At 61.9% G+C, this 19,899-nt stretch carries 19 protein-coding genes; 4 read left to right on the top strand and 15 right to left on the bottom strand.

Translation table 11 applies throughout. The annotated features are described in order from the left end of the window. Nucleotide 1: 1 nt before the first annotated feature. The 10 genes from LDB26_RS03050 to rpsB all read right to left on the bottom strand — a co-directional run bounded on the left by LDB26_RS03050 (nt 2) and on the right by rpsB (nt 10,521). A complete protein-coding gene (locus LDB26_RS03050) occupies nt 2–667 on the bottom strand; it encodes an OmpH family outer membrane protein (RefSeq protein WP_062063942.1) in 666 nt (221 codons plus the stop codon). Further along, the gene (gene bamA / locus LDB26_RS03045) at nt 667–3,327 is read right to left on the bottom strand and encodes an outer membrane protein assembly factor BamA (RefSeq protein ID WP_257540263.1); all 2,661 of its coding nucleotides are present in this window, start codon (nt 3,325–3,327) and stop codon (nt 667–669) included. Before bamA ends, LDB26_RS03050 begins: the two co-directional genes overlap by 1 nt. Before the next feature lie 85 nt (nt 3,328–3,412). Continuing rightward, nucleotides 3,413–4,546, bottom strand: coding sequence for an RIP metalloprotease RseP (gene rseP / locus LDB26_RS03040; protein WP_257540261.1), 1,134 nt, complete (start codon nt 4,544–4,546; stop codon nt 3,413–3,415). Continuing rightward, a complete protein-coding gene (locus LDB26_RS03035; protein ID WP_257540259.1) occupies nt 4,543–5,700 on the bottom strand; it encodes a 1-deoxy-D-xylulose-5-phosphate reductoisomerase in 1,158 nt (385 codons plus the stop codon). The genes rseP and LDB26_RS03035 overlap by 4 nt, the downstream gene beginning before the upstream one ends. Next, nucleotides 5,700–6,476 (bottom strand): phosphatidate cytidylyltransferase, encoded by a 777-nt coding sequence (locus LDB26_RS03030; RefSeq protein ID WP_257540257.1) that lies wholly within the window; start codon nt 6,474–6,476, stop codon nt 5,700–5,702. The genes LDB26_RS03035 and LDB26_RS03030 overlap by 1 nt, the downstream gene beginning before the upstream one ends. Nucleotides 6,477–6,481: 5 nt before the next feature. Next, a complete protein-coding gene (uppS, locus tag LDB26_RS03025) occupies nt 6,482–7,222 on the bottom strand; it encodes a polyprenyl diphosphate synthase (RefSeq protein WP_257540255.1) in 741 nt (246 codons plus the stop codon). A gap of 45 nt (nt 7,223–7,267) precedes the next feature. Further along, the gene (gene frr, locus LDB26_RS03020) at nt 7,268–7,825 is read right to left on the bottom strand and encodes a ribosome recycling factor (protein WP_062063931.1); all 558 of its coding nucleotides are present in this window, start codon (nt 7,823–7,825) and stop codon (nt 7,268–7,270) included. A gap of 6 nt (nt 7,826–7,831) precedes the next feature. Then, nucleotides 7,832–8,557 carry a UMP kinase gene (gene pyrH, locus LDB26_RS03015; RefSeq protein ID WP_062063929.1) on the bottom strand — a complete coding sequence of 242 codons (726 nt, stop codon included), beginning with the start codon at nt 8,555–8,557 and terminating at the stop codon, nt 7,832–7,834. Between the two features lie 170 nt (nt 8,558–8,727). Beyond that, nucleotides 8,728–9,657: a translation elongation factor Ts gene (gene tsf / locus LDB26_RS03010; protein ID WP_257540253.1), complete on the bottom strand. Its 930-nt coding sequence runs from the start codon at nt 9,655–9,657 to the stop codon at nt 8,728–8,730. Nucleotides 9,658–9,762: 105 nt separating this feature from the next. Next, nucleotides 9,763–10,521, bottom strand: a complete 759-nt coding sequence (rpsB, locus tag LDB26_RS03005; RefSeq protein ID WP_062063925.1) for a 30S ribosomal protein S2 — start codon at nt 10,519–10,521, stop codon at nt 9,763–9,765. A gap of 250 nt (nt 10,522–10,771) precedes the next feature. Between rpsB and LDB26_RS03000 the strand changes: the two genes are divergently transcribed. Next, nucleotides 10,772–10,999, top strand: coding sequence for a hypothetical protein (locus LDB26_RS03000; protein WP_062063923.1), 228 nt, complete (start codon nt 10,772–10,774; stop codon nt 10,997–10,999). Between the two features lie 14 nt (nt 11,000–11,013). On the opposite strand, the gene LDB26_RS02995 is transcribed toward LDB26_RS03000, so the two are convergent. Both LDB26_RS02995 and LDB26_RS02990 read right to left on the bottom strand, forming a co-directional pair. Further along, a complete protein-coding gene (locus LDB26_RS02995; RefSeq protein WP_062063922.1) occupies nt 11,014–11,790 on the bottom strand; it encodes a phosphatidylcholine/phosphatidylserine synthase in 777 nt (258 codons plus the stop codon). Between the two features lie 10 nt (nt 11,791–11,800). Continuing rightward, nucleotides 11,801–12,535, bottom strand: a complete 735-nt coding sequence (locus LDB26_RS02990; protein WP_257540251.1) for a phosphatidylserine decarboxylase — start codon at nt 12,533–12,535, stop codon at nt 11,801–11,803. Nucleotides 12,536–12,707: 172 nt separating this feature from the next. On the opposite strand from LDB26_RS02990, the gene LDB26_RS02985 reads away from it, so the two are divergent. From LDB26_RS02985 to LDB26_RS02975, 3 genes are all read left to right on the top strand, one after another. After that, a complete protein-coding gene (locus LDB26_RS02985; protein ID WP_062063918.1) occupies nt 12,708–13,928 on the top strand; it encodes an NADP-dependent isocitrate dehydrogenase in 1,221 nt (406 codons plus the stop codon). 87 nt (nt 13,929–14,015) lie between these two features. Beyond that, nucleotides 14,016–15,629 (top strand): carbon-nitrogen hydrolase family protein, encoded by a 1,614-nt coding sequence (locus LDB26_RS02980; protein WP_062063917.1) that lies wholly within the window; start codon nt 14,016–14,018, stop codon nt 15,627–15,629. A 33-nt stretch (nt 15,630–15,662) separates the two neighbouring features. Then, nucleotides 15,663–15,860, top strand: a complete 198-nt coding sequence (locus LDB26_RS02975) for a KTSC domain-containing protein (RefSeq protein WP_062063915.1) — start codon at nt 15,663–15,665, stop codon at nt 15,858–15,860. Nucleotides 15,861–15,863: 3 nt separating this feature from the next. Here LDB26_RS02975 and glmS read toward each other — a convergent pair whose 3' ends face one another. The 3 genes from glmS to LDB26_RS02960 form a co-directional block, all read right to left on the bottom strand. Continuing rightward, complete coding sequence (gene glmS, locus LDB26_RS02970) at nt 15,864–17,687, bottom strand: glutamine--fructose-6-phosphate transaminase (isomerizing) (RefSeq protein ID WP_257540249.1); 1,824 nt, start codon at nt 17,685–17,687, stop codon at nt 15,864–15,866. A 159-nt stretch (nt 17,688–17,846) separates the two neighbouring features. Then, nucleotides 17,847–18,638: a 3-hydroxybutyrate dehydrogenase gene (locus LDB26_RS02965; RefSeq protein WP_257540247.1), complete on the bottom strand. Its 792-nt coding sequence runs from the start codon at nt 18,636–18,638 to the stop codon at nt 17,847–17,849. Continuing rightward, the gene (locus LDB26_RS02960) at nt 18,635–19,828 is read right to left on the bottom strand and encodes a DUF3734 domain-containing protein (RefSeq protein WP_257540245.1); all 1,194 of its coding nucleotides are present in this window, start codon (nt 19,826–19,828) and stop codon (nt 18,635–18,637) included. Before LDB26_RS02960 ends, LDB26_RS02965 begins: the two co-directional genes overlap by 4 nt. Nucleotides 19,829–19,899 lie beyond the last annotated feature (71 nt).

Here is a 19,899-nt window from a genome sequence, read left to right as displayed (position 1 = left end):
ATCAGCGCGAGGTCGGCTGCTGCGAGGGGTTGGCGGGAGCGGGAGCAGCCGCCGCGGGTGCCTGCCCCTGCTGCTGACCGCCCGGACGCCAGCCGGCCGGCGGCGTGATGCCGACGGAGGGAACCAGCGCATTGAGTTCGGTCACCACATTCTGCGTGATGTCGACGCTGGGCTGATAAGAAACGGTGGCGTCGGGGCCAAGCACCAGGTCAACCTTCGCCTTGCTCATCGCGGTCTTGAGCGCATCGGACAGCTTCGCCGAGATTTGCTCTTCGACATAGGCGTTGGCGAGACCGATGGGCTGGCCCAAACGCTGCAATTCGGCCTGGCCGTCCTGTCCTGCCTTCTGATAGGCTTCATATTGCGCCTGAAGCGCGGGCGTGCTCTTGCCACCGGCAGCCTTCGCGGCAGTTTCCAGCGCGGTCGCCTTCGCCTTCAGGTCGGCGTCGATGGCGTTCTTGCGCGCGGTGAAGCTGTCGATCTGCGCCTTGTAGGTCGTCTGGATCTGACCGCGTGCGGCGGTGTAGGCGTTGCTGGTCGCAACGGCGCGCTGGATGTCGACGACAGCGATGCCCTGTTTCGACTGGGCAACAGCGGGCGCGGTCGAAAGCGCGATGACGGAAACGGGCGCGAGTGCGATCGCGGCGGCCTTGAAGATCATTTTCATCAGAATTGAGTCCCTACGTTGAAGGTGATCAGTTTGGTATCGTCCCCTGGTTCCTTGAGCAGGGCCTTGGCGATGTCGATGCGGAACGGCCCGAAAGGCGAGTTCCAGTTGACGCCAAAGCCAACGGACACACGCGGTTTAAGCGTGTCGCCGAGATATTCTTCCTCGAACGGCCCGATGAGAAGAGAATGCGTGTTCTGGGTTGGGTCTGTAATATTGTCGCCTGGACACACGCCGTCGCTCACTGCCGGCGTACGCGCACCGGTTGTGTTGTTGGCGCAAACGCCTGGCGAGTGGGAAATAACCGAGGGATTTTTGAGCCCGGCTACGGCGCCGGCATCAACGAATATCGAAGGCCGAAGCCCCATTTCGCGTGCACCGGAACCCAATGGAATTTCGACTTCAGCGCGCGCCATATAGTAGATTTTGCCACCCAAGGCATCGTCGGAAACGCTGTTGCTTCCGCTCCCGCGCACATAGTTCCCGTCCGCATCCTTGGTGAGGTAGAAACGCTTGACCCGAGGACCGATACCGCGAATGTCGAAACCGCGAATTTGCGGCTCACCCAGGAAGAAGCGATCAGTCAGACGAACCTTGTCAACCAAATCGCCCGAAGCATCACGGCGCTCCCCTTCCAGCGAATGGATATAGCCGCCTTCGCCGGACAGCGAGAAAATGAAACCGCCACCCAACGGCCAATATTTGGAACCGTTGAGGCGGGTACGCACATATTTGACACTGCCGCCAAGCCCAGCAAAATCCTGGCTCAGAACGATGTTATGACCGCGCGTCGGACGGATGCGATTATCGCGAGTATCGTAAATCAGCGAATAACCGATGGACGATGTGGTGCGCTTGCCGATGGCGTCGCAGAGATAGCGGCCTGCAAGCAAGGGGTCACATTGCGATTGCGATGGACCCGAACCATCCGGATCGGAATAATAGGTATCCTTGTCCAGCGTCACATCATCCAAATTCAGGCTGTAGCGCAGCGCCAGCGACATATATTCGGTGATCGGGACGCCCGCGCGGATCTGAAAGCCGGTGGTCGTCTGTTCATACGTCGTATCGCGGTCGTTATTGTTGAGATAACGGAAGCTGTTGAGGTCACGACGATAAATGTCGCCGCCCAGCGCGATGTTCTTGTCCATGAAATAGGGTTCGGTGAAGCCTAGCTCAACCGACTTCGAGTAGCTGGACCAGTTGACGCTGGTGCGGAGTTCCTGGCCCTTGCCACGGAAATTGCGCTGGGTGATCGACGCCGATACGATGAACCGCTCCAATGACGAAAAACCGGCCGACAGCGAAAGTTCGCCGGTGGATTTTTCCTGCACGTTGGTTTCAAGCACGATGCGATCGGGCGCCGAGCCCGGTTTCTGCTCCACCTCCAACTTTTCCTGGAAAAAGCCGAGCGAATTGATGCGATCCTTGGACCGCTTGACGAGGAAGCTGTTGAAGGCGTCCCCTTCGGCCAGACGAAATTCGCGGCGGACGACCTTGTCCTGCGTCAGCGTATTACCGTTGATGTCCACCCGCTCAACATAGACGCGCGGCGCATTGGCGATGCGGAAATTGATCCCCATCGTCAGCGTGTCCTTGTCGCGCTGGAAATCCGGCTGCACGTCGGCGAAGGCGTAGCCGAACAGGCCCGCGGTCTCGCTCAGCGTATCGACCGTATCTTCGACCTGCTTGGCATTGTACCAGGCGCCCTTCTTCATGGGCAGCATCTTGGTCAGAGAATCGCCCGACAGGTCGCGAATGTCGCTCTCTACCTTCACATCGCCAAATTTGTAGCGATCCCCTTCTTCCACCACATAGGTGATGATGAAGTCCTGCTTGTCGGGCGTCAGTTCCGCCACCGCCGACGTCACACGGAAGTCGGCATAGCCTTCCGTCAGATAGAATTGACGCAGCTTCTGCTGGTCATAGGCCAGACGGTCGGGATCGTAGCTGGTGCCGGACGAGAAAATCCGGAACCAGCGCGATTGCTTCGTCACCATCTGGCTACGCAATTCGCCATCGCCAAACTTCTCGTTGCCGATGATATTGATCTGACGGACCTTAGACTTGGGCCCTTCCGAAATCTCGAATACGATATCGACGCGGTTCTGGTCGAGTTGCACCATCTTCGGTTCGACCGTCGCGGCAAAGCGACCCTGACGGCGATACAGTTCGATGATGCGGGCAACGTCGGCACGAACCTTCGAACGGGTATATATCTGGCGCGGGGCGAGCTTGATTTCCGGCCGGATCTTCTCTTCCTTCAGGCGCTTGTTGCCTTCCAGGACGATGCGGTTGATGACCGGATTTTCCTTCACCTCGATGGTGAGCGCACCATTGTCGTTGCGGATCTGCACATCGGCGAAGAGTTCGGTTTCATAGAGATCGCGCAATGCCTGATCGAGCGATTCCTGCGTGAAGGGCTGGCCCAGACGCAGCTTGGTGTAGGACAGCACCGTGTCCGGCTCCAGACGCTGTTGCCCCGAGACGGTCAGGCTGCGAACGGTTCCGGCAGGCGCCGCTGCGGGGGCGGCGACAGGCGGCGCGGCAGGCGCAGGCGCACTTTGCTGGGCATAAGCCGGCACGGCGGACAGGCCCGCGATCATCGTTGTCGCAAGCAAGGCCGCGACGACCGGACGCTGCCTGTTGCTGCTCATCATCGCTGTCACCCGCTCCACCCTCAAAATAAAGTTCTTTGCCGTCCGTATAGACGATGCGAAATCGCGTCTCCCTGCCCGATGCGGATCAACCGATCAAGTCAGACAGACGCTCCCAGAGCCCGAAAGAAGACAAATCGTTGAAAGTCACCAGCATCATCACCGTCAGCAACAGCGCCAGACCGGACCGATAGGCCCATTCCTGCACCTGCGGACTGACGGGCCGCCGCTGTATCGCCTCCAGCCCGTAAAACAGCAGATGCCCGCCATCCAGCATCGGGATTGGCAACAGATTGATGAACCCCAAATTAATTGAAATGAGCGCCATGAAGAAGACGAAGCTCTCCACGCCCAGCGTCGCGGCCTGACCGGACACTTCCGCGATCTTAAGCGGGCCGCCCAATTCCTTCACGGACCGTCCACCGCCGACGATCTGCCCCAGCGTCTCCACCATGGTCCGCACGATGTCGCCCGTGCGGTCGATGGCGACTATCGGCGCACGCCACAGGCTCACAGGTTCGATCACCGGGGCGCCGGGCGCAATGCCCAGCCGCCCGATGCGGAAACTATTGCCGAAGCCGTCTTTTTCCTCAACGCTGCCGATCTGCCCCTGCCGGTCGAACTTCTGGCCATCGCGCTCCACCACGATCGTCACCGGCTCTCCGGGACGGATCTGGGCATAGAGGCGAATGTCATCGAACGTCGCCATTTCCCGCCCGTTGAGCGAGACGATGCGATCCCCGGACTCAATGCCCGCCGCGGCGGCGGCACTGCCGGGTTGCACCTGACCTGCTATGGCGGGAGTCCGGCTTTCCCCATGAACAAAGGCGAAAGCGGCCAGGATCACAATGGCAAAGAGGAAATTGATCGCCGGGCCTGCCGCAACAATCGCCGCCCGCTGCCACAAGGGTTTTGCGGGGAAACTTTGCGCGCGTTCGGCTGCGGACTGTTCCAGCCATTTGGGATCGGTCTGGCTGGCGGCGTTCATGTCGCCCTTGAACTTCACATAGCCGCCCAGCGGAAAGGCCGCGATGCGCCAGCGCGTGCCCCGGCGGTCCACCCATGCGGCCAGTTCCGGGCCGAAGCCGATGGAAAAGGCGTCAGCCTTCACCCCGCACCAGCGGCCAACCAGATAATGCCCCATCTCATGCACAAAGACGAGTGGTCCGATAACCGCAACAAAAGCGAGAACGGTCAAAAGGAAGCCGGGATTTTCGATCAAACCGTCAATCTTTCCATCACCTGCCTTGCCATGGCGCGCGCTTCGGCATCGGCAGCCAGCACATCGTCGATCTGACGGGGCACAGCCGCGCTATAGCGGTTCACTACATCCTCCACAATCGTGGCGATATCAAGGAAGCCGATGGCACGTTCAAGAAAAGCGGCAACGGCAACCTCATTGGCGGCGTTCAGGATCGTGGGAACGGCACCGTCCGCCTGCGCCGCCTGCCGCGCGAGCCGCAGGGCAGGGAAGCGATTCTCATCGGGCGCTTCGAAATCCAGGCGACCGATGCACGCCAGATCGAGCGGCCGGCAGGGCGTGGCGATCCGCTTGGGCCAGGCGAGCGCATGAGCGATGGGAATCCGCATGTCGGGCGACCCCAGCTGCGCCAGCGTCGAGCGGTCGCGATATTCCACCATCGAATGGATGACCGACTGGGGATGGACCAGTATCTCGATCCGATCCAGTCCAATGGGGAAAAGATGCGCGGCCTCGATCAGTTCGAGCCCTTTGTTCATCATCGTCGCGCTGTCGACGCTGATCTTCGCGCCCATCGACCAGTTGGGATGGGCAACGGCCTGATCGGGAGTGATGTGACGCATCTCGTCACGGCTGAACGTGCGAAAAGGGCCGCCGCTTGCGGTAAGGGTGATGCGGGCGACTTCCTCCAGACTGCTGCCGGCAAGGCACTGGAAGATGGCGTTGTGCTCGCTGTCCACGGGCAGCAATGTCGCGCCCGATGCCGCCGCTGCATCGGTCATGAGCATCCCGGCCGACACCAGCGATTCCTTGTTCGCCAGAGCCACCGTGCCGCCTGCCCGCAACGCCGCCATGGTTGGCCGCAGACCAGCGCAGCCGACGATCGCCGCCATGCTCCAGTCCGCGCCTGCCTGCGCCGCTTCGATAAGGGCGGCCTCCCCGGCCATCGCCCGAATACCGGAACCGGCCAGCGCATCCTTCAACGCGCCATAGAGATCCGCCCGACCGATCACGGCCATGGCTGCGCCATATTGCCTAGCCAGCCCCGCTAGCCCCTGAACATCGTTATGGGCAGTCAGGGCGACGATTTCATAACCATCCGGATCACGCTGAATAAGGTCCAGCGTCGACATGCCGACCGACCCGGTCGCGCCGAAGATGGAAACCTTCCGCATCAGGCTGCGCCAACCAGCAGGAAAAGCGCAGCCGCCAGGGGCGCGGCAGCGACAACGCCGTCCAGACGATCCATCACGCCGCCATGCCCGGGCAGCAATGCGCCGCTATCCTTGACACCGGCGCGCCGTTTCATGGCGCTTTCCAGAAGGTCGCCCAACTGCGCCGCCACGGCCAGCAAGCCGCTGGCCGCAGCAAGCTGGATCGGCAATCCGGCAAAACGATGAAGCGCAAAACCGGTCAGCAGAGCCGCCAGCACGCCGCCAGCCAATCCTGCCCATGTTTTCGATGGACTGACGCGCGGCGCCAGCTTCGGCCCGCCAATGGAGCGCCCCGCGAAATACGCGCCGATGTCGGTCGCCCACACCAATGCCAAGGCCCAGAAGGCCAGCAAAAGACCGTATCCGTCAGGCGCCTGCCCTCTCAACAGCAGCAACGCCATGACCGGCACGCAGACATACAGAACGCCCAGCGCCAGAGCGAGCGAGCGCCCCGTCAGCAGCACGAAGAAAAAGGCGCTCATCATCAACACGAACGCGAGCCAGGAAATGCCCGCCGCCAAGGGGCATAGAATGGCGAGCGGCACGGAGACAGCAAACATGGCCATGCGCCTGCGCTCTTCGGAAGCGCCGACCAGCGCGCCCCACTCACCCTGCATGAGGACACCCGCGACGACCAGCAGCAGCCAGAACAAGAAACCGCCCATCAACAACCCGCCGAGCGCAAGCGCAACCAAGCCGAGGCCGACGATCGTGCGGGTGCGTAATTCACTCGCCATATGCGTCACAACCCGCCGAAGCGCCGGTCCCGCAATCGAAAGGCGTCCAGCGCCTGCGCGAGCATGGTTTCATCGAAATCCGGCCATAGCGTTTCCGTGAAGTAAAGTTCGGCATAGGCCGCCTGCCACAGCATGAAGTTGCTGAGGCGCTGCTCGCCCGATGTTCGGATAAGCAGGTCGAGCGGCGGCAGATCAGCGGTGTAGAGCGCGCGGTCAATATCCTCGATGCCGATCCGGTCCGGCGCGATCACCCTGTCCACCGCCTTTTGCGCCAGTGCCTGCGCGACACGGACCAGTTCATCCTGCGCCCCATAATTAAGGGCGATAGCGACAATCGGCCCGCTATTGCCTGCCGTGCGGGAAACAGCCCCTTCTATGAGCGTCACCAGCGACGGGTCGAGCACCTGATAATTGCCGATCACCCTCAACCGCACGTCATTGGCATGGAACTCGTCCAGATCGGACTGGATGAAATGCCGCAGGAGCGCCATCAGATCGGCGACCTCATGCGCGGGCCGTTTCCAGTTTTCCGACGAGAAGGCATAGAGCGTCAGACATTCCAACCCCAGCTCCCGTGCCGCGCGCGCAACGCGGCGCACCGCCTGCACCCCGGCGCGATGCCCCGCGATACGAGGAAGCAGGCGCTTCTTCGCCCAGCGGCCATTGCCATCCATAATGATGGCCACATGGCGCGCGCCATGGGCAGGACCGGATGGATGAAGATCGGGCTGGGCCTGGCTTGCCATCAGGATAGGATGCTCGCGCGAGTCACGGAGGACAAGGGCCTCGGCTCAACGGCCAAGGATTTCCTTCTCCTTGGAGGCCGCAGCCGCGTCGATGTCCGCAATGACGCTGTCGGTCAGCTTTTGGACTTCGGTTTCCTTGCGCTTGCGTTCGTCCTCGCTGATCTCGCCCTTCTTCTCGTCGGCTTTCAGATTGTCCATGCCGTCGCGGCGAACATTGCGGACGGCGACGCGCGCGCCTTCGGCATATTTGCTGGCGAGCTTGGCCAGTTCCTTGCGGCGCTCCTCGGTCAGGTCAGGGATCGGCAGACGCAGCGTCTGACCATCGACGATGGGGTTGAGGCCAAGGCCCGCCGAACGGATCGCCTTGTCCACCGGCCCCACATTGCCCTTGTCCCACACCTGCACGGACAACATGCGCGGTTCGGGCGCGGAGACGGTCGCCACCTGGCCGAGCGGCATATGCGCGCCGTAGACTTCGACCGTCACCGGATCGAGAAGCTGCACATTGGCGCGCCCGGTGCGCAAACCAGCCAGATCCCCTTTAAGCGATTCGATGGCGCCCGCCATACGGCGCTCAAGGTCCGCTTTGTCATATTGAGCCATGGGTTTTCAGCGCTCCTGATTTTGAACGATCGTCGCGACGCCATCACCTGCCAGCACCTTGGCCAGGTTTCCGGTTTCGCGGATGTTGAAGACGACGATGGGAATATTGTTTTCGCGGCAAAGCGCAATGGCGCTTGCGTCCATGACCTTGAGGTTGTCGTTCAGCACCTTGTCGAAGCTGATTTCCTCATAACGGGCCGCATCCGGCACCTTCTTGGGATCGGCATTGTAGATGCCGTCGACGCTGGTGCCCTTGAACAGCGCATTGCAATTCATTTCCGCAGCCCGCAGGGCCGCCGTGGTGTCGGTGGTGAAGAAAGGGCTGCCGGTGCCCGCCGCGAAGATGACGATCCGACCCTTTTCCATGTGCCGCACGGCCTTGCGCCGGATATAGGATTCGCAGACCGACGCCATCGGGATCGCCGACTGGACACGGGTGTCATAGCCGATCTTTTCCAACGCGTTCTGCACGGCCAGCGCGTTCATGACGGTGGCCAGCATCCCCATATAGTCGGCGCTCGCCCGGTCGAACCCCTTGGCCGCGCCTGCAAGGCCACGAAAGATATTGCCACCGCCCACGACGACGCACAGCTCGAAACCCGCATCCTTGGCCGCCGCGATTTCTCTGGCGACGCGATCCACCGTTTCGGGATCGATGCCGAACTGCCCCTGCCCCATCAGCACCTCGCCCGAGAGTTTCAGCAATATGCGCTTGAAGGGCGGGCGTGTCATGCGGGGCAATATTCCATCTATAAACGGGCAAGGAAATGGCGCGCACCTTAGGCAGTGCGCGCCATTATGTGAAGCGGGGTTTTAAGACCCGAAGCTTTCCTTAGCGTTGGTCCTGAACTTGTCGAGAAGCCGCGCCTCCCGATGTCGCCCGAACCGAACGGCCTGCCAGATCAGGCGACGCCGGCAGCGGCGGCTACCTCAGCTGCGAAATCGCTCGTTTCCTTCTCAATACCTTCGCCGAGCTGGAAACGGACATAGTTCTTCAAGCTGATGGACGCACCCGCATCCTTCGCCGCCTTGGCGACGACATCGGCGACCGGGGTCTTGTTGTCCATCACGAAAAGCTGCGACAGCAGGGCGTTTTCCTTGGCGAACTTGGCTACCGCGCCGTCAACCATCTTGGCGACGATTTCGGCAGGCTTGCCCGATTCGGCCGCCTTTTCGGCGGCGATGGCACGCTCACGCTCCAGCTGTGCCGGATCGATGTCAGCCGCCGACAGAGCCAGCGGGAAGGCAGCGGCGATGTGCATCGCGATCTGCTTGCCCAGCGGTTCCAGAACGTCGGCCGGCGCATCGCCTTCCAGCGCGACCAGCACGCCAATCTTGCCTAGGCCCGGCGCCGCGGCGTTGTGGACATAGGGAACGACGACGCCCTGGCTTACTTCAAGCTGGGCAACGCGGCGCAGAGTCTGGTTTTCGCCGATGGTGGCAATGTTCGACACCAGCTTCTCCGCCACGGTGCCGCCCGCGGGATGCGCCTGCGCCGACAGCGCTTCGGCGTCGGCGGCGCCGCTCTTCAGTGCGATTTCAGCGACGGTGCGGACGAAATCCTGGAACTGGTCATTCTTGGCGACGAAGTCGGTTTCGCTGTTCACCTCGACGGCTACGCCCTTGGTGCCCGCGACAGCGACGCCCACCAGACCTTCGGCGGCGGTACGGCTCGACTTCTTCTGCGCGGCGGCAAGACCCTTCGCGCGCAGCCAGTCGACGGCGGCTTCCATATCGCCATTGGTTTCGGCGAGCGCCTTCTTGCAGTCCATCATGCCCGCGCCCGAACGGTCGCGCAGTTCCTTGACGGCAGCAGCGGTAATCTCGGCCATGTTTCGGCTCCTAAAGTTTGAAGTTCAATGTTTCCAAATAAGCGGCAGGGCGCGTTCCAGTGGAGCGCGCCCTAGCCTGTCTACTTTGCAGTTCAAAGACCGCTATCAGGCCTGCGCGACGACCTCTTCAGCCTCGGGCTCGTCCAGAGCGCCCAGGTCGACGCCCGCAGCCTGCTGCGCGCCACGGTTGCCCTTGGTCGCGGCGGCGGCGATGGCTTCGCAATAGAGGCGGATCGCGCGGCTGGCGTCGTCATTCGCCGGAACCGGGAAAGCGATGCCGTCGGGCGAGACGTTCGAATCGAGGATCGCGACGACCGGGATGCCCAGCGTGTTGGCTTCCTTGATCGCCAGCTCTTCCTTGTTGGCATCGATCACGAACATCACGTCCGGAATGCCGCCCATGTCGCGGATGCCGCCGAGCGAAAGCTCCAGCTTCTCGCGCTCACGGGTCATCTGAAGCACTTCCTTCTTGGTGAGGCCGTGGGTATCGCCCGACAGTTTCTCTTCCAGGGTCTTCAGACGCTTGATCGACTGGCTGATCGTCTTCCAGTTGGTGAGCATACCGCCCAGCCAGCGATGGTTGACGAAATGCTGGCCCGACTTGCGCGCGGCTTCGGCGATGGACTCCTGCGCCTGACGCTTGGTGCCGACGAACAGAACCTTGCCGCCTGCGGCAACCGTGCCCGACACGAAGTCCAGAGCGCGCGCGAAGAGCGGCACGGTCTGCGACAGGTCGAGGATGTGGATGCCGTTGCGGTCGCCGAAGATATACGGCTTCATGCGCGGGTTCCAGCGGTGGGTCTGGTGCCCAAAGTGAGCGCCGGCTTCGATCAGCTGATTCATGGTGACGACGGGAGCCGCCATAATTTTTCTCCTTCCGGTTGATGCCTCTGGGAATCAGGAACCGAAGGAAGCCCTTCAGCACCGGATATGTGCGATTCCCATGTGGAATGGGCGGCCCTTTACCGGCGCGCGCGCGCAGATGCAAGAGGGCTTGACGCGCCGATCAAAATGGAACATATGGAGAACATCAGGAACAAAGGGCCGCTCGAGGCCGTTTGCGCCGTCATCATGATCAGGCCATGCGAATGGCAAGATAGAAAGTGAGCGCCTTATGTTCACCCTCTTCGCAGCAGTTGTTTTCTTCGCTTCTTTCCTGTTGGCGGTCGCCACGATCATCGGGATGTTCGCGCTTTATCATGACAAGATGGTTGCGGCCTTGCTGTTCGAGCCCATCCCACGGGAAGCCCCGGTCTATCGTTTGCGAATCAGCCGCCGCCGCGTGCCGGGCGGGCGTCATTCAAGCATACAAACCTTTCCCGTCCGCGCCTTAATCGCATGAACCTGCGGCAGGCGTCAGACAGCAAGACCTGAATGGTGGTGCCTGATCCGGGCATAGGACAATATGCCAAAGGGAATGGTCGCGACATAACCCGCGCACAGGACCAGCAGCGTCAACCACGGATCGGTAATCAACAAAGCCGCCAGCAGGCCCGCAAAGGCGATCGCTTCCAGCCTTATCCGTTTTCGCAGACGAAGCGCCGACCAGCTATAGGTCGCGATGCTGGAGATCATGAGAAATGCCGTGAAGGCCGCCCAGGGCGCGACCACATACCATTCACGGAAGATCTGCTCTCCCGTCACCAGCCACAGATACATGGGCATGAAGGCGATGCCCGCTCCCGCAGGTGCCGGAACGCCTGTGAGGAAGCCCGCCGACTTATGCGGCTGTTCGTCCGCATCGATATTGGCGTTGAAGCGGGCGAGCCGCAGCGCACAGGACAGCGCATGGGCGAGGGCGAATATCCAGCCGAACTTCGGCATGGCCTGCAACGACCAGAGATACAGGATCAGCGCGGGCGCTACGCCAAAGGCAATCGAATCGGACAGCGAATCCAATTCCGCGCCAAAGCGGCTCTCGCCCCGCAACAGACGCGCGATCCGTCCGTCCAACCCGTCCAGTACCCCTGCGAACAGGATGGAGAGCACCGCCCTCTCCCATTCACCCGAAATACCATAGCGCACGCCGGTCAGACCAAAGCACAGCGCCATGGCCGTCACGGCGTTGGGCGCGACCATCCGCAGGGTGATCCCCCGACGCAATCCGCGCGGGATGGTCCGCCGCTGCCTCATTGTCGGCCCTTCACTGCTGAATACCCTTGATGACGCGCATGTCCCCCATCTGACCGAGAATCGTCTCGCCCGCCACGGTTCGCTGCCCCAGCACCACGCGGGGGGCGGTTCCGGCGGGCAGATAAACATCCACCCGGCTGCCAAAACGGATGAGGCCGATGCGCTGTCCCGCCGCGACCATGTCGCCCGGCTTCACGAATGGCACGATCCGCCGCGCGACCAGCCCGGCGATCTGGGTGAAGCCCACGCGCACACCGTCATGCCGCTCGACCAATATATGCTGGCGCTCATTATCCTCACTCGCCTTGTCGAGGTCGGCGTTCACGAACTTCCCGGAAATATAGACGACCGCCTTCACCGTCCCGCCAATGGGCGTGCGGTTGATATGCACATCGAACACGCTCATGAAAATAGACACGCGGATCATCGGCTGATCGCCCAGCCCGTCCGCCCCGGCCATCTCACGCGGCGGCGGCACACGCTGGATCAGCGTAATGAGGCCATCGGCAGGCGCGACGATCGCATTTTCATCCTGCGGCACGGCGCGGACCGGATCGCGAAAGAAAGCCAGCACCCACATGGTCACGATGACCATAAGCCAACCCGCTATTTCCCAGCCCAGCAGAAAGAGAACGCCGGTGATCGCCGCGGCAATCAGGCCGAATTTCACGCCTTCGGGATGCACGGAGGGAAAGCGCCATTTCACATTGCCGCCCAGTGCGACCGTCAGTTCGTCATTTTCCATAAGCCGTCTTTAGGGAGAGACAAGGGCAGTGACAACGCCCGATGGCCTGAAGCGGCCAGACAGATGAATTGATCCTGCCTCGCAAGGGCAATCGGGCGGGTTGAACATTGCCGCCGCATTCCCTAGGGCGAGTCCGAAATTCCATCCAAAGCGAAGAAAGCGAAACAGGCGCATGGCGAAGATCAAGGTCAAGAACCCGATCGTTGAAATCGATGGCGATGAGATGACGCGGATCATTTGGGAGTGGATTCGCGAGCGCCTCATCCTTCCTTATCTGGACATCGACCTTAAATATTACGATCTGTCCGTCCAGAAGCGTGACGAGACGAACGACCAGATCACCGTCGATTGCGCGAACGCGATCAAGGAATATGGCGTCGGCGTGAAATGCGCCACCATCACCCCCGACGAAGCGCGCGTCGAGGAATTCAATCTGAAGCAGATGTGGAAGTCGCCCAACGGCACCATCCGCAACATCCTGGGCGGTGTGGTGTTCCGCGAACCCATCGTGATCCGCAACGTGCCCCGTCTGGTGCCGGGCTGGACCGACCCGATCGTCGTTGGCCGCCACGCCTTTGGCGACCAGTATCGCGCCACCGATTTCCGCGTCCCTGGCCCCGGCAAGCTGACCATGAAGTGGGTCGGCACCGACGGCAAGGAACTGGAATATGATGTGTTCAACTTTCCTTCCTCCGGCGTCGCCATGGGCATGTACAACCTTGACGAATCGATCCGCGATTTCGCCAAGGCCAGCATGAACTATGCGCTCGACCGTGGATGGCCGCTCTACCTGTCGACCAAGAACACCATCCTCAAGGCCTATGACGGCCGCTTCAAGGACCTGTTCCAGGAAGTGTTCGATGCGGAATTCGCGGACAAGTTCAAAGCGGCCGGTATCGTCTACGAACATCGCCTGATCGACGACATGGTCGCTTCCGCCCTCAAGTGGAGCGGCAAGTTCGTCTGGGCCTGCAAGAATTACGACGGCGACGTGCAGTCCGACACGGTGGCGCAGGGCTTCGGTTCGCTCGGCCTCATGACCTCCGTCCTGATGTCGCCCGACGGCAAGACGATCGAAGCGGAAGCAGCGCACGGCACCGTCACCCGCCACTATCGCCAGCACCAGCAGGGTAAGGCGACCTCCACCAACCCGATCGCCTCGATCTTCGCTTGGACGCAGGGTCTGTCCTTCCGCGGCAAGTTCGACGATACACCGGATGTCACGCGCTTTGCCGAAACGCTGGAAAGGGTCTGCATCAAGACCGTCGAGGACGGCGCGATGACCAAGGATCTGGCACTGCTGATCGGCCCGGATCAGGCATGGATGACGACGGAACAGTTCTTCGAACAGATCCGCGTCAACCTCGAAGCCGAAATGGGCAAGTGGAACTGATCGCCTTCTCAGGCTTTCAATACGGAAACGGAATGAGGGCGGCGCTGGACACCAGCGCCGCCTTTTCCATGACCAGGGAGCGACACAATGACGAGCACAGCCCGCAAACGCCTTGAGGTTCGCGCCGCCCTTCCCGCCGACGTGCGCGCCATCCAGCGGCTGATTGCCCGCGTCTACCCCGGCATGCCCAACTATTCGCTGGCCACCATAAGGGGACAGATCAACAACTTCCCAAAGGGCTGCTTCGTGGCGCTCTACGACAATAAGGTCGTGGGCTATTGCGCGACTATGCGGGTCAGCAAGACCATGGCCTTTTCCGCCCATGACTGGGAGGAGATCACCGCCAACGGCTTCGGCACGCGGCACAGTGCGGCGGGCGAGTGGCTTTACGGCTATGAGATGGCGGTGGACCCCAAGCTGCGGGGCTTGCGGATCGGCCAACGGCTTTATGACGAGCGGAAGGAACTGGCCGAGGAACTGGATCTGCACGGCATCGTCATCGCAGGGCGGATGCCGGGCTATGCCCGCGCGCGGCGGCGGGTCGAGGGCCCTACGGATTATCTGGACAAAGTCGTCACTGGCAAGCTGCGCGATCAGGTCATCAGCTTCCAGCTCAAGAACCAGTTCGAGCCGCTGGGCGTTCTCGAAAACTACCTCCCCGAAGACAAGCAATCGGCGGGCCACGCCGCGCATCTGGTCTGGCGCAACCCCTATGTCGACCCCGACGAAGCGCCCGAAATGCGGGTACCGCGCGGGGTGGAGGGCGTCCGCCTCGCCACCTGTCAGCTACAGGCGCGCGCGGTGAAGGATTTCGACGAATTCATCCGGAACATCGAATATTTCGTGGACGTAGCGGCGGATTATCGGTCGGACTTCATCGTCTTTCCCGAACTCTTCACCCTGCCCCTCCTTTCCTATGAGACGAAGAAGCTGGCGCCTATCGAGGCCATCGACCGGCTGACCAGCTACACGCCGCGCCTGACCAAGGAGCTGGAGCGGATGGCGCTGGAATATAATATCAACATCATCGGTGGCTCCCATCCGACACGCGCCGAGGATGGTGACATCCAGAACATCGCCTATGTGGCATTACGCGATGGATCGCTGCACCGGCAGGAAAAGATCCATCCCACGCCCAACGAAGCCTTCTGGTGGAACATCAAGGGGGGCGATGCGCTGGACGTGATCCAGACCGACTGCGGCCCCATCGGCGTGCTGATCTGCTACGACAGCGAGTTTCCAGAACTGGCGCGGCGGCTAGTGGATCAGGGCGCGCGCATCATCTTCGTCCCTTTCTGCACCGACAGCCGTCTAGGCTATATGCGCGTGCGCTATTGCTGTCAGGCGCGGGCAATCGAAAACCAGTGCTATGTGGTCATGTCGGGCAATGTCGGCAATCTACCCAATGTCGACAATATGGACATCCAATATGCCCAGAGCGCGATCCTGACACCCTGCGACCTGCCCTTCGCGCGCGACGGGATCGCGGCGGAATCGACGGAAAATGTGGAGACGCTGACGATGGCGGACGTGAACCTCGCGGACCTGAGCTGGGCGCGGGCGGAGGGCACGGTCAGGAACCTGCGCGACCGGCGGTTCGATCTCTATCATATCGACTGGGACAGCAATCCCGACCACGCCCATGCGCCCAGCGGCGGGCCGGTCCCGGCGGGCGGGCACAATGCGCCGGGCGGCGGCTGAGGAACCCGTTCTTGAGCAGACGGTTGACGTTTCATGCCGTCGACCGTCATCCACCGCTTCGACTATGACGCCAGCGCCCATGCGCTCGACATCCTGTTCGTCAGCGGCCGCCGCTACCGCTATTTCGACGTGCCGGAAGAAATCGTCGAACGGATGCGAGTTGCGCCATCAAAGGGCCGCTTTTTCAACGCCCGCGTGCGCGACCGTTACGACTTTACCGAACTGCACTGATCCTCATTCGACGGTGACGGATTTTGCAAGGTTCCTCGGCTGATCAACGTCCGTGCCCTTGGCCACGGCGACATGATAGGCGAGCAACTGCACCGGCACGGCATAGACCATCGGCGCTATCAGCGGGTGGACCTTGGGCATGGTGATGGTCGCGATGCATCCCTCCCCCGCCGCCTGCACGCCGTCATAATCGGAAATCAGCACGACCTTGCCACCGCGCGCCTGCACCTCCTGCATATTGCTGACGGTCTTTTCAAAGAGCGGCCCGCTGGGCGCCAGGACGATCACCGGCACCTGATCGTCGATCAGCGCGATCGGGCCATGCTTCATCTCGCCAGCGGCATAACCTTCGGCGTGGATGTAGCTGATCTCCTTGAGCTTCAGCGCCCCTTCCAGCGCCAGCGGATAATCCGGTCCGCGCCCCAGATAGAGCACGTCGCGCGCGCCCGCGATCAGATGCGCCATCGCCTCTATCGATTCATCATAGGCCAATGCGGCGTTCAGGGCCGCAGGCGCTTCGGCGAGGTGGCGGACCAGTTCTTTCTCCGCCTTTTCGTCCAGCCGTCCCTTGGCGCGGGCGAGATTGGCGGCGAAGGCAGCCAGAACCGCAAGCTGGCAGGTGAACGCCTTGGTCGAGGCGACGCCGATCTCCGGCCCTGCATGGGTGGGGAGCAGCAGGTCCGCCTCCCGCGCCATGGTGCTGGTCGGCACGTTGACGACGGCGGCGATCTTCTGCCCCTCGGCCCGGGCGTGGCGCAGGGCGGCTAGCGTGTCGGCGGTTTCACCCGACTGGCTGATGACGATCATCAGCCCGCCATCCTCCATCACCGGCGCGCGGTAGCGGAACTCGCTCGCCACGTCGATGTCGGCGGGGACGCGGGCGAACTGCTCAAACCAGTATTTCGCGACCATGCCCGCATAAAAGCTGGTGCCGCAAGCGACGATCGTGACGCGGCGGATCGCGCTCAGGTCGAAATCGGGGACCGGCAGTGACACCTGATCCTCCATGCGGCGCAAGTAGGAACGCAGCGTTTGCGCCACGACCACCGGCTGCTCGTAAATCTCCTTGAGCATGTAATGACGGTGATTGCCCTTGGAGATCAGCTCGCCGGTAACGCCGGAAATGGTGACGGGACGCTCGACGGGATTGTTGTCCTTGTCGAAGATCTCCGCGCCGTCGCGGGTGACGACGACCCAGTCGCCCTCCTCCAGATAGGCGATGCGCTGGGTCAGCGGCGCGAGCGCGAGGGCATCGGAACCCAGATAGGTTTCCCCCTCGCCATAGCCGACGACCAGCGGCGATCCGAGGCGCGCCCCGATCAGCATATCGGGATGGCTGCGGAACAGGATGGCCAGTGCAAAGGCGCCATGCAGGCGGGGGAGTACCTGTTCGACGGCCTCGCGAGGGGACGCGCCCTGCTCGACCAGTTCGCTGACCAGATGGGCGACGACTTCCGTGTCGGTCTGGCTGTCGAAGACGCGGCCCCGCGCGATCAGTTCCTCGCGCAGCGGCTTGAAATTCTCGATGATGCCATTGTGGACGAGGGCGACTTCGCGCGTGGCATGGGGATGGGCGTTGCTGGTGGTCGGCGCGCCATGGGTGGCCCAGCGGGTGTGGGCGATGCCGATGGTGCCGGGGAGCGGCGCATCCTCCAGCGCCTTCACCAGATTGACGAGCTTTCCCTCGGCGCGGCGGCGGTCGATCAGGCCGTCATGGACGGTGGCGACGCCCGCGCTGTCATAGCCGCGATATTCCAGGCGCTGGAGGCCGTCCACCAGCCGCTGCGCCACGTCGTCCCTGCCGATGATCCCGATAATACCGCACATGGATGTGAAAGCCCCGTGAAGAGAAAGATGCGCTGTTCATCGCCCTATAGCTGGGTCATTTCCACAAGGCATTAACGAAGGCGGAAGATGGCGAAGATTTCACGCCACAGAACGAAGGCCCCACCCTCCCGCCAGCGGAAGGGGGAGTAAAAGCGTCGCTTATTGCGCGGTCCAGCCGCCGTCGATGCTCATGTTGGCGCCGGTGATATTAGCGGCGGCGTCGCTGCACAGGAACAGCGCCATGGCGGCGACCTGATCCACGGTCACGAACTGCTTGGTTGGTTGGCCCGCGAGTAACACGTCGTTCATCACCTGCTCGCGGGTCATGCCCCGCGCCTTCATCGTGTCGGGAATCTGGTTTTCCACCAGCGGCGTCCAGACATAGCCGGGCGAAATGCAGTTGGCGGTGATGCCGCAGGTCGCCGTTTCCAGCGCCACCGTCTTGGTGAAGCCCGCAAGGCCGTGCTTGGCAGTCACATAGGCGCTCTTGAAGGGCGATGCGGTCAGCGAATGAGCCGATGCGGTCTGGATGATGCGGCCCCATTTCTTCGACTTCATCCAGGGAATGGCCAGCCGCGTCGTATGGAAGGCCGCATTCAGATTCAGCGCGATGATGAGATCCCATTTGTCGAGCGGAAATTCCTCCACCGGGGCGACATGCTGCATCCCGGCATTGTTGATGAGGATGTCGACGCCGCCAAAGGCGTCCGCCGCATCCTTCATCATCGCTTCGATCTGGTCGACCTTGGTCAGGTCATGGCCGGAATAGAGCGCCTTGGCGCCGGAGAGCGTCTCCAGCCCCTGCCGCTCCTTCTCGATCGCATCCGCATCGCCAAACCCGTTGATGACGACATTCGCGCCCTCCCCTGCCAACGCCTTGGCATAAGCGAGGCCGATGCCCGATGTGGAACCCGTGATAAGGGCGGTCTTTCCGGCGAGGGACTTACTCATGCCTTTTTCTCCTTGAGGTGATCGGGGGCGTCGATGTCGAAGGTAGCGCTTTTGCCGTCCATGATGTTGCGGGCGATCAGGTCGCCCTTATGCATCACTTCCTCCACGGCTTCCCGGCCTTGACTCCAATGGTCGAGCATGGTGGGGCGCGAAAACTCGAAGTCGCGCGCGCCGCTTTCCCAATTGCGGCTGCGATAGATCAGATGGACGATGTTCACCGATCCGCAATCCAGCATGTCGCGCAGCCGGCGGGCATCAGGGTCGTTCTGCAATTCCGGCGGCAGTTTGTCGAGCAAGGCGCGCATCGCTCCATGTTCGCGGCGCAGGCGCAGATATTGATCCGTCACCTGCCGGGTGCGGCTGGAATATTGAATATCCTTGGTGCGGGAATAAACGTCGGTGATCTGCCGCGGCATCGGTCCGGCGGCAGGAAACAGGTCCACCTGAAACACCAGCATATCGTCGGTCTGATGGTCAAGTACATGGGCCAGCGGCGTGTTGGACACGATGCCGCCGTCCCAATACCAGCGCCCGTCGATCTCCACTGGCGGCAAGCCAGGCGGCAGGGCGCCCGACGCCATGATATGACGCGCATCGATGCGGGTGGAATTGCCGCCGGGGCCGCGCGTATCCCAATAAGCGAAATTGCCGCTTTCCACGTCCACCGCGCCAACCGAGAGCCGCACCGGGCCGTCATTCAGAAGGTCCCAGTCGACGCAGGCGTCCAACATATCCTTCAATGGCGCGCTGTCGTAAAAACTGATCGCGCCCGGCGTCCCTTCGGGCATCAGCGGCGCAGGCCAAAGGCGGGGGCGGAACATGCCCGGCACGCCGAAACCAGCGACCGTGCCCGCCGCCATCAGATGCGCGAATTCGCGGATATGGTCGATTTCGGGCAGGATGACATTAGGCATGCCGCCCGACACGGTCAGCCAGAATTTCTTGAGGCGACTCAGCCTGCGGTGCGGCGGATTGCCCGCGATGATCGCGGCATTGACCGCACCGATAGAAATGCCCGCGACCCAAGTGACGTCGATCCCCAACCCGTCGAGCCGATCATAGACGCCCGCCTGAAAGGAGCCGAGTGCCCCCCCGCCCTGCAACAGCAATGCAACCTGCTGGGGAAGCGGCAGGGGCGCGGTACGCCGCCGGGGGCGGGACGAAGGGGATTCCGGTTCACTATCAGCCATGTCGCAGTGCAATATAGTCTTTGCGACCATCATTCCAACTTAATCTCCCGTAAGAATCTAGTCGGATTCCT

Source organism: Sphingobium sp. CFD-1, from assembly GCF_024611115.1.
Taxonomy (GTDB): Bacteria; Pseudomonadota; Alphaproteobacteria; order Sphingomonadales; family Sphingomonadaceae; genus Sphingobium; species Sphingobium baderi_A.
Note: the sequence above shows the minus strand (reverse complement) of the source record. Positions and strands in the feature narration are given on the sequence as shown.